Annotated in this window: 12 protein-coding genes and 1 pseudogene; 4 read left to right on the top strand and 9 right to left on the bottom strand. The window is 61.2% G+C overall.

From position 1 onward, the window contains the following. Positions 1-1,063, bottom strand: a 1,063-nt coding sequence (locus WA989_RS15845; RefSeq protein WP_424341448.1) for a hypothetical protein, incomplete at its 3' end; no start/stop codon positions are given. A gap of 80 nt (positions 1,064-1,143) precedes the next feature. Between WA989_RS15845 and WA989_RS15850 the strand changes: the two genes are divergently transcribed. Together WA989_RS15850 and WA989_RS15855 are read left to right on the top strand one after the other, a co-directional pair. Continuing rightward, positions 1,144-1,941 carry a TrmH family RNA methyltransferase gene (locus WA989_RS15850; protein WP_424341449.1) on the top strand — a complete coding sequence of 266 codons (798 nt, stop codon included), beginning with the start codon at positions 1,144-1,146 and terminating at the stop codon, positions 1,939-1,941. 82 nt (positions 1,942-2,023) lie between these two features. Continuing rightward, positions 2,024-2,350: an RcnB family protein gene (locus WA989_RS15855; protein WP_424341450.1), complete on the top strand. Its 327-nt coding sequence runs from the start codon at positions 2,024-2,026 to the stop codon at positions 2,348-2,350. Here the strand turns inward: WA989_RS15855 and WA989_RS15860 are convergent. The 6 genes from WA989_RS15860 to WA989_RS15885 form a co-directional block, all read right to left on the bottom strand. After that, positions 2,347-3,642 (bottom strand): adenylosuccinate synthase, encoded by a 1,296-nt coding sequence (locus tag WA989_RS15860; RefSeq protein ID WP_424341451.1) that lies wholly within the window; start codon positions 3,640-3,642, stop codon positions 2,347-2,349. The two genes, WA989_RS15855 and WA989_RS15860, sit on opposite strands and share 4 nt — an antisense overlap. Before the next feature lie 85 nt (positions 3,643-3,727). Then, positions 3,728-5,194, bottom strand: coding sequence for a flavin-containing monooxygenase (locus WA989_RS15865; protein WP_424341452.1), 1,467 nt, complete (start codon positions 5,192-5,194; stop codon positions 3,728-3,730). A 78-nt stretch (positions 5,195-5,272) separates the two neighbouring features. Next, entirely contained in the window at positions 5,273-5,860 is a 588-nt protein-coding gene (locus WA989_RS15870) for a hypothetical protein (protein WP_424341453.1), read from the bottom strand. A 91-nt stretch (positions 5,861-5,951) separates the two neighbouring features. Continuing rightward, positions 5,952-6,542 (bottom strand): flavodoxin family protein, encoded by a 591-nt coding sequence (locus tag WA989_RS15875; RefSeq protein WP_424341454.1) that lies wholly within the window; start codon positions 6,540-6,542, stop codon positions 5,952-5,954. A gap of 105 nt (positions 6,543-6,647) precedes the next feature. Beyond that, positions 6,648-8,243, bottom strand: a complete 1,596-nt coding sequence (gene serA / locus WA989_RS15880; RefSeq protein WP_424341455.1) for a phosphoglycerate dehydrogenase — start codon at positions 8,241-8,243, stop codon at positions 6,648-6,650. Positions 8,244-8,362: 119 nt separating this feature from the next. Further along, entirely contained in the window at positions 8,363-9,535 is a 1,173-nt protein-coding gene (locus WA989_RS15885; RefSeq protein WP_424341456.1) for a phosphoserine transaminase, read from the bottom strand. A 189-nt stretch (positions 9,536-9,724) separates the two neighbouring features. Here WA989_RS15885 and WA989_RS15890 point away from each other — a divergent pair, with 189 nt between their 5' ends. Both WA989_RS15890 and WA989_RS15895 read left to right on the top strand, forming a co-directional pair. Beyond that, a complete protein-coding gene (locus WA989_RS15890; RefSeq protein WP_424341457.1) occupies positions 9,725-10,630 on the top strand; it encodes a DMT family transporter in 906 nt (301 codons plus the stop codon). A 72-nt stretch (positions 10,631-10,702) separates the two neighbouring features. Further along, positions 10,703-11,545, top strand: coding sequence for a TauD/TfdA dioxygenase family protein (locus WA989_RS15895; RefSeq protein ID WP_424341458.1), 843 nt, complete (start codon positions 10,703-10,705; stop codon positions 11,543-11,545). On the opposite strand, the gene WA989_RS15900 is transcribed toward WA989_RS15895, so the two are convergent. Beyond that, a complete protein-coding gene (locus WA989_RS15900; protein WP_424341459.1) occupies positions 11,542-12,132 on the bottom strand; it encodes a DUF998 domain-containing protein in 591 nt (196 codons plus the stop codon). The genes WA989_RS15895 and WA989_RS15900 overlap by 4 nt on opposite strands. Positions 12,133-12,203: 71 nt before the next feature. Beyond that, positions 12,204-12,395 (bottom strand): annotated as a pseudogene (locus WA989_RS15905) (PhzF family phenazine biosynthesis protein); the annotation flags it as partial.

A 12,395-nucleotide genomic window follows, 5' to 3' on the forward strand; every position in this document is an offset into this window, starting at 1 on the left:
CCCCGAGCGTCCGCGTCAGATAGGCGACAATTTCTTCATAGCGAAACACACCGATTGCCGCCGCGATCGCGCCCGCTGATTTGAGCGCGGTCTCGATATGGCTGGGGTAGGTGCGCAGGTGGAAGAAGATGAGCAGCATCGCCCAGACGCCGAAGCCGAGGGCGAAGAGCGGGGCGGTCACCCTGTAGGCATTCGACAGCCCGTCGCCGGTCAGCAGCGCCGAGGTCGACAGATAGGCGGCATTCATCAGCGGCCAAAGCAGGACGAGCGCGCCGCCTGCGGCAAGCGGGAAGGAGACTTGCTGGACGGCCTTGCCATAGAGCTGGGTCAGCGGTTTTCTCAGCCAGACAAGCAGGATGCCGATGAAGAGCAGGGTCAACAGGAAGACCATCTTTATGGGCAGCACCACGCGGTGAACCCGGGACAGGAGGGAAGGGGCCTTCGCCTGCAGCGTATTCACGTGATCGCGAAATTCCGTACGCGCCCTGCAACAGGCCTCGATACTTGTCTGCGAGCCGGTCGCGAAGCAGTGTTTTTCCTGATCGGCTGTCACGCCGTAGCGAAGCCAGTCCGGCTCGCAGCGCGACTGGAATTGCTGCAGGCCGCCGTCGATATCGGCCATGATGCGCAGCTGCAGCAGCGCTTCGCCGACAGACGCCCGCCGCGCGGCAGGATCGTCGGACTCTCGGCTTTCGTCGGCGGCGATGGCCTGCGGCGCAATTTCAAACAGCGAACGTGTATTCGATGCGGCGAAGGCATTCGAGAGCAGGTAGGCCAAACCGCCAATCACGCCGATGACAAGGAGGAGGGTCAGCCAGCCATGCTTCAGTTTTCCGGTGCCAAGCGCATCGACGAGCAGCACGGCTGGCCGCCAGAAAGCGATTAGCGCCAGAAGACCTGCGATCGGGAAGAACAGAAAATTGTGCGCGAACATGGTCGCGATCGGGATGGCAAGATGCTCCGGCGCGAACTCATATATAAGAGTGCCGGTCTCGACGACGAAACCGAGATAGAGCAGCGCGAAAAAGGCCGTAACCGCGATCCGCGAGCCGATATGAGTCATCTGTCTGGTCCCACCCAATGTCCTCGCGCGGACTGTTGCAGAATCCTAGCCTGAAAGGAAGGATCGGGGAATAAGACTGCATGGCTCTTCTGACGATCAATGACGCCAGCGATCCGCGCCTTGCGCCCTATGTCTCGATCCGCGAGCGGGACCTGACGGGGCGGCCTGACGGGCGGTTTATTGTCGAGGGCAGGGTGACGCTCGGTATTCTGGCGCACCGATCCCGCTTCGAGGTCGAGAGCGTGTTTATTGGCGAAAGCCGGGTCGAGCCGCTCGCCGATACACTTGCGCTGCTGCCGGCCGACGTGCCGGTCTATGTCGCGCCCCAACCCCTCATGGACGAGGTTGCGGGCTTTGCGATCCACCGCGGTGTGGTCGCCTGCGCGCGAAAGGGTGAGCCGCTGGAGCTGGGCGATATCATGGCCGGGAGCGAGACGCTGCTCGTCCTCAACGATATCTCAAATCACGACAATGTCGGCGCAGCCTTGAGGAATGCCGCCGCCTTTGGAGCAGATGGCGTGGTTCTCGATGAGCGCAGCTGCGATCCGCTCTACCGCAAATCCATCCGCGTATCGGCCGGCGCGGCCCTCTGGCTGCCCTTCCATCACGGCGGAACGGGCGGCGATCATGTCACGTCCCTCCAACAGGCAGGCTTTGAGATTTGGGCCATGACACCGGACGCTTCTGCGCCTGCACTGGCTGAGATGAAGCGCCCTCGGAAAACAGTGATCCTGCTGGGGGCGGAGGGGCCAGGGCTTCCAGCTGACATCATCGCGCGATGCCAGCCTGTGCGCATTCCGATGCGCGATGGCTTTGATAGCATCAATGTGGCGACAGCGGGCGCGATTGCCCTCGCATCCCTGTTCGCGCAGAGCTGAACCAGCTGCCGCGCCTGCAGCATGCGCGGAACGATGGGATGCACCGGGGCGTTTGAACCAGACCAATCAAGGAGCCCTGATCGTGCTGAAAATCATCCTGACTGCCGTGGCTGCCATAGCATTGTCGGGTATGATTCATGCCGATCCGCCGTCTCCTGCGCGCGGCGAGACACTCCCGCCAGGATTGGGTAAGCATAGCAAGGTTCCGCCGGGCCAGACCAAGAAAATCTGGCACCGCGGCGAGATGCTTCCGGTCAGATATCGCGACGCCAGGATCGCGGACTGGGAGCGGTATGACCTGCGCCGTGCGCCGGAGGGCCTTCGCTGGGTCCGCGTGGAAGACGAGGCGTACCTCATCAGCATCTCCAGCGGAATTATCGCCGATGCCATTGGCGGCGTGTTCGACTAGCCCCGCTCGAACGGGTCGCGCATCAGGATCACGTCCTCGCGCTCGGGTGAGGTCGATACAAGCGCGCAGGGCTTGCCGACGAGCTCTTCGAGGCGGCGAACATATTTGACCGCTTCGGCGGGAAGATCTGCCCATGACCGGGCGCCCTTGGTGGAATCGCTCCAACCGGGGATCGTCTCGTAAATCGGCTCGACAGCTGCCTGATCGGTCAGGCCGGCCGGGAAATAGTCGATCACTTCGCCGTTCAGCCTGTAGCCAACGCACACCTTGATCTCTTCAAGCCCGTCGAGCACGTCGAGTTTGGTCAGGGCGAGGCCTGTCACGCCGGATGTCGCGCAGGCCTGGCGCACCATGACACTGTCAAACCAGCCGCACCGGCGCGCCCGGCCTGTCACAGTGCCGAACTCATGGCCGACGGTGCCAAGGCGCTCGCCAATCTCATTGTCCTGTTCTGTCGGAAACGGCCCTGAGCCAACGCGCGTTGTATAGGCCTTGGCAAGGCCGAGCACATAGGAGATTGCGCCGGGGCCGACGCCTGCGCCCGCCGCTGCACTTCCGGCAACCACATTCGATGAGGTCACGAAGGGGTAGGTGCCGTGGTCGACATCGAGCATGACGCCCTGCGCGCCTTCAAACAGGATGCGCCGGTCGAGTTTGACCTGCTCATCGAGCAGTTTCCAGACCGGCTTGGCGAAGGGCAGCACTTTCGGAGCGATCTCAAGCAGCTCCGCCTTCAGCGCCTCGCCATCCGGCTCCGGCAGGTCGAGGCCGTTGCGCAGTGGGCGGTGATGGGCCAGCAGACGTTCAAGCTTGAGATCGAGCGCGGCTGGATCGGCGAGGTCAGCGACGCGAATGGCGCGCCTGCCGACACGGTCCTCATAGGCTGGTCCGATACCGCGCTTGGTGGTGCCGATCTTGGAATCGCCGAGCGCAGCTTCGCGGGCCGCATCGATATCCTTGTGCCAGGGCAGGATCAGGCAGGCATTGTCGGCCAAAACGAGGTCGTCTGGCCCAAGGCTGACGCCTTCCTTTGCCATGCCGTCGATTTCAGAGAGAAGCTGCCATGGATCGACGACGACACCATTGCCAATGACCGACAGCTTGCCGCCGCGCACCACGCCCGAAGGCAGCAGGTTCAGCTTGAAGGTTTTGTTGCCGATGACGAGGGTGTGGCCAGCATTGTGACCACCCTGGAAGCGGACCACGGTGTCGGCCCGGCTCGACAGCCAGTCGACGATCTTGCCCTTGCCTTCATCACCCCACTGGGCGCCGACGACGACGACTCCTGCCATGCATCATGCTCCTTGAAATCCAGTGCGCCACTGACAGGGTTTGCGGCGCGAATTCAAGAGGCGAATTGAATGGGCGCTGGCAAAATCAGACCAGTTCGTAATCCTCTGCCTTCACCTCCGAGACGGCCTTCGCGTAGTCGCGCGTGTGCGACGACCAGTTCTGGGTGATCCGGCCATCCTCGGTCTTGTACCATGAATTGCACGCGTCATCGGCCCAGACGGTATCCTTGAGCTGCTCCTGGAGCTCCTTGTTCCAGCGGTCCTGCGCTGATTTCTTGGGCATCATGGCCGCAGCTGAATTTTGATCGAGCGTCTCGAGCGCCTTGACCATGTACTCGACCTGGCGCTCCAGCATGAATGTGATGGAGTTGTGGCCGAGATTGGTGTTCGGGCCATAAAGAACGAACAGGTTCGGGAAATCGGAGACGGTGATGCCGGCATAGGCTTCCGGGTGGTCAGCCCAGACATGATTTAGATGCTCGCCCGTCTTGCCGACAACATCGACGGACCAGTTCCAGCCCGTGGTTTCAAAGCCAGTGGCAAAGACGAGAATGTCAAACTCGCGATGCTTGCCATCTGGCGTGGTTACGCCTGTCTCATTGATCGATTTCGGAGCCGCTGTGACCAGCTCGACATTGTCCTGCTGCAGGGCGGGGAAATAATCATCGGCGATCAGGATGCGGCGGCAGCCGACCGGATAATCCGGCGTCAGCTTCTTGCGCAGGTCCGGATCTTTCACCTGTTCGTTCAGGTGATTGGTCGCGATCGTGGTGTAGGCCTCGCGGCCGGCTTCGGTCCATTTGAAGGCCTGCCAGAAGAAATGGTCCGCATTGTCATAGATGAGCTGGCGATTGCGCGCGCCGAGCTCCATGGCGGTTTCGGGCTCTGTGAACATCAGCGCCTGCTCCTGGGCGGTAACCGGCACGTCGCGGCGCGGGATCACCCAGTTGGGCGTGCGCTGGAAGACGGTAAGCTGGGCGGCGGTCTTCGCGATTTCGGGGATGAGCTGGACCGCGCTTGCCGCAGACCCGATGACGCCAACGCGTTTTCCCTCCCATGAAACTGAATGATCCCAGCGGGCCGAATGCATCTTCGCGCCCTTGAAGCTGTCGAGGCCCTCAATGTCTGGCCATTTCGGGCGGTTCAGCTGCCCAAGCGCGCCGACAAGAAGATCGCCCTTATAGGTCTTCCCGCTTTCGGTCGTGACGGTCCACTTTTTCGTGTCCTCGTCCCAGACGGCCGAACGGGCCGCGTCATCAAGGTGGAGGTTGGGGCGAAGCTGATAGCGGTCGGTGATCTCTTCGGCATAGGCCTGGATTTCCGGGCCCTGCGGGAAGGCGCGCGTCCAGTTGATGCTTTGTGCAAAGGAGAGCTGATAGAGCGCGACCGGCACGTCACAAGCGCAGCCTGGATAGGTGTTTTCATACCAGGTGCCGCCGACTTTCGGGTTGCGATCCAGCAGATCGAATGTGTGGCCGGCTTCCTGAAGCTTGATGGCCGCCGTCAGTCCACCAAGACCGGCGCCCATGATAATGGCATGTTTCTGAGCCATGCGAACCTCCCTGAATATCTATTTTCAGGAAGGATTCGCCTTATCTGCGATCAATGCAAGGCTGACTTGGCGGTAAGCCTACTCGCCGAAGCGCCAATAGGCCCGCACGCCAACATTATCGATGCCCTGATTGCGGCCGTTTCCGAGGATCTGGCCATGCGAAAGGTGCTCGTACTGAAGCTGGAGGCCCCAGTTTGGTCCCAGATCCTTGTTCAGCGCGAGGCCCGTGCGGAACAGGTCATCGGAGCCAAAATAGACATTGTCTCGGGCAAATGCGTCGCTGCGTGGGTCGCCTTGCGGGAACGGGCTTTCATTCGAGCCGTCATGGATGACGTATCCGAGGCTTGGTTCAAGTGACCAGCCTTGGGCGAAATCCCAGTTCCAGAGCAGGCCGACGCCGCCGAAATTCGTGTTGCCTGCAGTGTTGTAAGACGCGACGATGTAAGGCCGCGGCGCGAGGATATAGCGAAACAGGTCCGGGCTCGCGAACACGACCTCGCCTTCGACGTTCGGCCCGTCTTCCTTGTCAGCATTCTTGCAGTCGATGACGCAGATATTGTGCTGCATCACGCCAAGGCGCACCTCTTCGACAAGCTGGGCGTTGGCGGGAGCGGCGAGAGCGGCTGCGGATGTTGCGAGCGCGGCGATGGCGAAAACGCGTTTCATTGGAATACCTCACTTGAAAACCCGCCCAGAAAGAACCGGGCGGGTCCAAAATCAAGTAAATTGAATGCGTTTGTACGCCGAAAACGACCAGCTATGCCTTTCCTGCAACCCATCGAACGGTGATTTCTGCGATGCGCTTGCCGAAGTCTTCGGCGGTTTCGAGATCGGCCTTGTCGGGTGACTGATCGGCTGGAAGGTCGGTCATCGCCTGTGTGCCCAGACCAATCATATGGCCTGCGCGGTTCCAGGCGGTTTCATAGTCGCTCTTGCTGGTATTGTAGCCGGGAAAGGCACCGTAATTGGCCCAGATCATCCCATGCTGGCCAGCAAGGATGGCAAATTGCTGCAACGTGTTTAGCTTGTCCCCCGCGAGCGAGCCGGAATTGGTAAAGCCTGCCGCGATCTTGTCGCGCCAGCCCTGGTTCATCCAGACTTTCGAGGTCGCATCCTGAAACTGTTTAAAGCCAGCAGAGGCCGAGCCCATATAGGTCGGTGCGCCGAAAATGATGCCGTCAGCGGCGGCAAGTGTGTCCCATGGGCCTTCGTCTGCAGACGCAAGATTGTCGGCTTTCAACACGTCAACGGTGACGCCCTCAACCGAGCCTGCGCCCTTCGCGACATGGTCTGCGACCTTGGCGGTGTGGCCATAGCCGGAATGATATACGACGGCGAGTTTGGTCATGTGTTGCTCCATTATTTGTCTCGTCTTTTCAACGGAGAGGTGGAGCGGCCCGTTCCGGAAGTAAGTCCCCGGAACGGGCATAAGTCTTATGAATGAGGCGCAGGCCTAGAAGTGAAGCACCTTGGCGTAGCGGACATGCGGCAGGGCATCGAGCCTGGCGGTCATTTCCGCCGGTGGCTCGCTGTCGATGCCGATCAGGGCGATCGCTTCGCCGCCTGCGTCCTGGTGGCCGAGATGGAAGGTCGCGATGTTTACGCCGGCCTCGCCGAGCATGGCTCCAAGCGCACCGATGAAGCCCGGCTTGTCGATATTATTGACGTAGAGCGCCACAGGCGAGAAATCGCCTTCGAGCGGCATGCCTTTCACTTCGACGACGCGCGGGCGCCCAGCGGAGACGGTTCCGGCGAGCGATCTCCAGCCTGACTCGTCGGAATTGGCCGTCTTCGGCACTTTCACCTTGATCCGCATCAGGCTGTCATAGACCGGGCTGTCCTCCGTTATGGTTTCCGACAGCTTGACGCCTGCATCGGCCAGGATTGCAGGCGCAGACACCATGTTCACATCGCCGCGTGAGGCCCGCAGCAGGCCGGCCAGCGCGGCGGCCGTGATCGGCTTGCGATTAAGCTCTGCGACCTCGCCCTCATATTCGATGACGACTTCTTCAAAGCCGTGATCAGAAACCTGACCGGCAAAGGAGCCCAGCTTCTCGGCAAGCTCGATAAAGGGTTTGAGGCGCGGGGCTTCGTCGGCGGTAACCGATGGCATGTTGAGCGCGTTGGTGACGGCGCCTGAGAGGAGATAGTCGCTCATCTGCTCGGCAACCTGTAGCGCGACATTCTCCTGAGCTTCGACGGTGGAGGCCCCGAGGTGCGGCGTTGCCACGAAATTCTTCGTGCCGAACAGTGCGTGTTCCTTGGCGGGTTCTTCGGCGAAGACGTCGAAGGCGGCAGCATAGATGTGACCACTTTCCAGAAGGTCTTTGGTCGCCTCTTCATCGACAAGGCCGCCGCGGGCGCAATTGACGAGGATGAGACCCGGCTTGGTCTTTTCCAGCGCTTCGCGCGACAGGATATTTCGGGTCTGGTCCGTCAGCGGCGTGTGCAGCGTGATGACGTCTGCGCGGGCGAGAAGCGTGTCGAGATCGACTTTCTCGACGCCGATCTCGACGGCTCGTTCTTCGGTCAGGAAGGGGTCATAGGCGACCACTTTCATGAGCAGTCCCTTGGCGCGCTCAGCGACGCGGGAGCCGATATTGCCGGACCCGATCAGGCCGAGCGTCTTGTAGGAGAGCTCGACGCCAACGAAGCTCTTCTTCGGCCATTTGCCGGCCTGCGTGCCCGCATCGGCCGCCGGGATCTGGCGGGCGGCTGAGAACATCATGGCGATGGCGTGCTCGGCGGTCGTAACCGCGTTGCCGAACGGCGTGTTCATCACGACGACGCCTTTGGCGGTCGCGGCCTTGATGTCGATATTGTCGACACCGATACCGGCGCGGCCGATGACTTTGAGGTTTTTCGCGGCGGCGATGACGTCTGCATCCGGCTTACAGGCCGAGCGAACGGCGAGGCCGTCATACTGGTCGATGATCGCGATCAGCTCGTCTTTCGACAGGCCGACCTTGATGTCGGTTTCGATGCCGCGATTCTTGAAGATATCGACGGCGGCGGGGCTGAGATCGTCAGCGATGAGAACTTTGGTCATGGGTGTTCCTGGGTTTTCGCCCGATCATCCCCGCGAAGGCGGGGATCTCGGGAAATAGAGGGAAAGGCTTGGGGCACGAGATCCCCGCCTCAGCGGGGATGATCGGCATAGAGGTCTGATCAGGCGTCCTGAAGCTCTGCGGCCTGTGCGGCAAACACCCAGTCGAGCCAAGCCGTCAATGTCTTGACGTCTGAGGGCTCGACCGTCCCGCCGCACCAGATGCGCAGGCCCGGAGGGGCCTTGGCATAACCAGCCGCATCATAGCAGGCGTTTCCGGCTTCGAGCCGCTTCATCATGGATTTGACGAAGGCGCGCTGGCCCGCCTCGTCGAGGCCTGCAAAGCGCGGATCGATGATCTTGAAGGTGACGCCAGTATTGGAGCGCAGATCTGCGTCAGCGCAGAGGAACTCGACCCAGTCGGTCTTCGCAACCCAATCGGTCAGGATGCCGAGGCTTTCGTCGGAGCGCGCCTTGAGCGCTTTCCAGCCGCCGAGGCTCTCGCACCAGTCGAGGGCCTTCAAATAGTCCTCAGTACACAAGAGGGAGGGCGTATTGATGGTCGAGCCTTCAAACAGATCCTCATTGAGCTTGCCGCCCTTGGTCATGCGGAAGATTTTCGGCAGCGCACGGTCGGGCGTATAGCTCTCAAGCCGCTTCACGGCATTGGGCGACAGGATCAGCATGCCATGGGCCGCTTCGCCGCCGAGCACCTTCTGCCAGCTATAGGTAATCACATCGAGCTTTTCCCACTCGATATCCTGCGCGAAGGCGGCAGAGGTCGCGTCGCAGATCACGATCCGGTCCGGGTTTGGCTTGATCCAGTCGGCGCCCGGCACGCGCACGCCTGAGGTCGTGCCATTCCAGGTGAAGATGATATCGGCATCATCGCGCGCCTTTTTGAACGGCGGCAGCTCACCATACTCACCGACATAGGTGTTGCAGTCATCGAGCTTCAGCTGCTTGGTCGCGTCGGTCACCCAGTCCTGGCCGAAGCTCTCCCAAGCGAACACGTCGACAGGCTTCGCGCCGAGCATGGACCACATGCACATCTCAACGGCGCCTGTATCGGAGGCGGGCACAATCGCGACACGGTAGCCCTCAGGCAGCCCAAGAATGGTCTTGGTGCGCTCGATCGCTTCTTTCAGCTTCTTTTTGGCATCAGCTGACCGGTGCGACCGGCCAAGCGCTGCAGAGCTGAGTTCATCGAGGGAAAATCCGGGGCGCTTTGCGGTGGGTCCGGAAGAAAAATGCGGGCATGCAGGGCGCACGTCCGGCTTAGCGGGAATCGTCATCTGTTTTACTCCTATCCTTACAGATAGGCTGGCCCTCGTTGGGGAAGGCTGGCCCGCGGCCTCTATGACAGATAATTGCCGCCGCTGATAGGGGCTTGTTTGTGACAATCGCGTGAGAGCGGGGGGTTGCCCGCCTGAGTGAAGAATGCAAATCGCTTCACTCAGCCCTGTAAGGAGCGTTCCACCGACATGACGACTTCGCGATCACCCGCTGACTGGGGCCTGTTTCTCCTCCTGTCGGCCTGCTGGGCGTGTGCCTTTGCAATGACGAAGATCGCGGTGGGCGACCTTCCGGCCAGCGTGATCATTCCGGGGCGCCTCATCTCAGGCGCGGCGATCCTGTGGGCGGTCATGCTTGTGCGGGGCGAGCGTCTGCCGCCTTTCTCTGACCGCGCCTCCTGGCTTGCCATGATCGGGATCGGCACGATCGGGACAGCGGCGCCCTTCTACCTGATTACGGTCGGCCAGAAGACAATCGATTCCTCGCTCGCGGCCCTGCTGATCTCGGCAGCGCCGCTCTTCACGGCCGGCATGGCGCACCTGAAATTCCACGACGAACAACTCACAGGGTTCAAGGTGTTGGGCCTGCTTGTGGGCTTTGCAGGGGTGGCGGTGCTGCTCGGGCCAGATGCTGTGGAGGGGCTCGGCAATGCCGATTTCGTGGCTCAGCTGCTCGTGGTCGGCGGGGCGTTCTGCTACGCTGTCAACAGCATCATCGCGCGTCAGGCCCCGCGCATGGCCGCAACGGTTCTGCCTGTCGGTTTCCTGACGGTCGCCTCGATCACGTCGCTGCCGATGCTGTTTTGGACCGACTGGACTGAGGTCAATGTGACGGCAGCCGGCGTCTGGTCCGTTCTTGGGCTGGGCGCAATTTCGACAGGTCTTGCGGGGATCATTCTGATGTATCTTGTCGCGCGGACGAGTGCGACCTTCATCGCCCTGACGGGCTATGTCATCCCGATCCTGTCGGCTGTGCTCGGCTATTTTCTTTTCCGGGAGACCCAAAGCTGGAATGCGCTCCTCGCCTTCATCCTGATCCTCTCGGGCGTATGGTTCTCTCAAAGGCGGATGCGGCGGAGAACGCCGTCCAGCTAAGCTTTGCGCGTGGCTGCGGCTGGGTTAGTGTCTCCAATCGAACCGGCATGAAGACCGGACGGGAGGACAGGAATGACAACGCCCATCGAGGTAAAACCCATATCGGGCGCGCTTGGCGCCGAAATTTCAGGCGTAAATCTCGCCGATGATCTCTCCAATGAGGCGTTTGACAGCGTCCATCAGGCTTTTCTCGACCATCATGTCATCTTCTTTCGCGAGCAGCAAAATCTGACACCTGAAAAGCACAAGGCGTTCGGCCGCCGCTTCGGCACGCTGAATGTCCACCCCTATGTGAAGGGTATGAAGGACCATCCTGAGATCATGGAGATCATCAAGGAGCCGGACGAAAAGACCAATTTTGGCGGCGGCTGGCACACTGACATGTCGTTCCTCGAAGAGCCGGCCTTGGGATCGATCCTGCACGCACTGGAAGTCCCGCCCTATGGCGGCGACACGCTCTGGGCCAATCAGCATATGGCCTATGAGACGCTGTCTGACGGGCTGAAAGAGACGCTGGGCGGGCTGACCGCCATCCACTCAGCCAAGGGCGAATATGGGCCGAAGGGCCAGTCGGCGCTGGGGCGAAAGAGTATGGAGACCACCGCTGCGCCCGATGCGCCGGAGTTCGAGCATCCCGTTGTGCGCACGCACCCTGAGACAGGCCGGAAGGCGCTCTATGTGAACCCGGCTTTCACCATGCGCTTCCAGGGCTGGACCCGGCGCGAAAGCCGGCCGCTGCTCAATTACCTGTTCGAGCATTGCCGGCGCGAGGAGTTTACCTGCCGGTTCCGATGGGAAGCGGGCTCGGTGGCTTTCTGGGACAATCGCTCGACCTGGCACTTTGCGCTGAATGACTATCAGGGCCATCGCCGCCATATGCGGCGGGTAACCGTCGACGGAGACCGGCCTTTCTAAACCTTGCTGGCGAGCCTCGCCGCGTGAAACCCGATAAGCCATAGAACGAGCGCGACGGCGGCAGACCGTTCGACCAGTCCGATGATCTCGTTCGATACGCCGAAGGTGGCGGCCCCCGCTGCGAGGAACATGATTGCAGCCAGCGCGGTGCCCCATCTGAACACCCAGTGGGCTTCGCTTCGGGTCCAGCTGAGAAGGGCCATCGCCGCCGATATGGCCAACCCGATGGCGCCCACGACCCAGTAGTGAAGGAGCGGCCCGGCGGGCGACGACTTCGAATAGGCTTCGTAAAGCGAGATCAGCACGATGAGCGGACCTGCCAGGCCGAGAAGGCTTGCTGATGTGATGGTGGGCCAGCCATCGTCGCCGGTTCGCCAGACGACCAGCCCGGTCAGCGCGATCCCGAGTGCAACCAGGATGAGCCCTATATCCTGCGCTATATCGAAATCGCCGGCAGCGAGATCGCTGATTGTCGAAGTGAGCAGGCTCTGGCGGTTCATCATGGTCGCCATTGTGAGGTCGATCGCGACTGCGACCAGGCAAGATGCGATGACATAATAATGGATGTAACGCGATTTCAGGAGCATGAACCTCGGGCCTTCCGTGAACCAACGCACAGAGCCAGAGACCGTTGCTCAATGTCGACAAAGGGTGGGTCCTAAAGAGAGAAACTGCCTTCGATGACCGTCACGGCATGGCCGCGTAGCTTGACCCGGTCGCCGACCAGTTCGACGCCGATCTTGGCGCCGCGGCCAGGATAAGCCTGATAGCACTCGAAGGCGCGGTTGAGGCGCGGGCCCATGATGGCGGCGACCATGCAGTGCCAGCTGCCGGTGGCCGGGTCTTCGGG

Origin of the sequence: Henriciella sp., assembly GCF_049649345.1 — a bacterium.
GTDB lineage: Bacteria > Pseudomonadota > Alphaproteobacteria > Caulobacterales > Hyphomonadaceae > Henriciella.

Excerpts from the sequence above, each read along its gene's own strand:
- WA989_RS15870 (WP_424341453.1), bottom strand. The coding sequence starts at position 5,860 with ATGAAACGCGTTTTCGCCATCGCCGCGCTCGCAACATCCGCAGCCGCT.
- WA989_RS15860 (WP_424341451.1), bottom strand. The coding sequence starts at position 3,642 with ATGGCAGGAGTCGTCGTCGTCGGCGCCCAGTGGGGTGATGAAGGCAAG.
- WA989_RS15900 (WP_424341459.1), bottom strand. The coding sequence starts at position 12,132 with ATGCTCCTGAAATCGCGTTACATCCATTATTATGTCATCGCATCTTGC.
- WA989_RS15865 (WP_424341452.1), bottom strand. The coding sequence starts at position 5,194 with ATGGCTCAGAAACATGCCATTATCATGGGCGCCGGTCTTGGTGGACTG.
- WA989_RS15895 (WP_424341458.1), top strand. The coding sequence starts at position 10,703 with ATGACAACGCCCATCGAGGTAAAACCCATATCGGGCGCGCTTGGCGCC.
- WA989_RS15885 (WP_424341456.1), bottom strand. The coding sequence starts at position 9,535 with ATGACGATTCCCGCTAAGCCGGACGTGCGCCCTGCATGCCCGCATTTT.
- serA (WP_424341455.1), bottom strand. The coding sequence starts at position 8,243 with ATGACCAAAGTTCTCATCGCTGACGATCTCAGCCCCGCCGCCGTCGAT.
- WA989_RS15875 (WP_424341454.1), bottom strand. The coding sequence starts at position 6,542 with ATGACCAAACTCGCCGTCGTATATCATTCCGGCTATGGCCACACCGCC.
- WA989_RS15890 (WP_424341457.1), top strand. The coding sequence starts at position 9,725 with ATGACGACTTCGCGATCACCCGCTGACTGGGGCCTGTTTCTCCTCCTG.
- WA989_RS15850 (WP_424341449.1), top strand. The coding sequence starts at position 1,144 with ATGGCTCTTCTGACGATCAATGACGCCAGCGATCCGCGCCTTGCGCCC.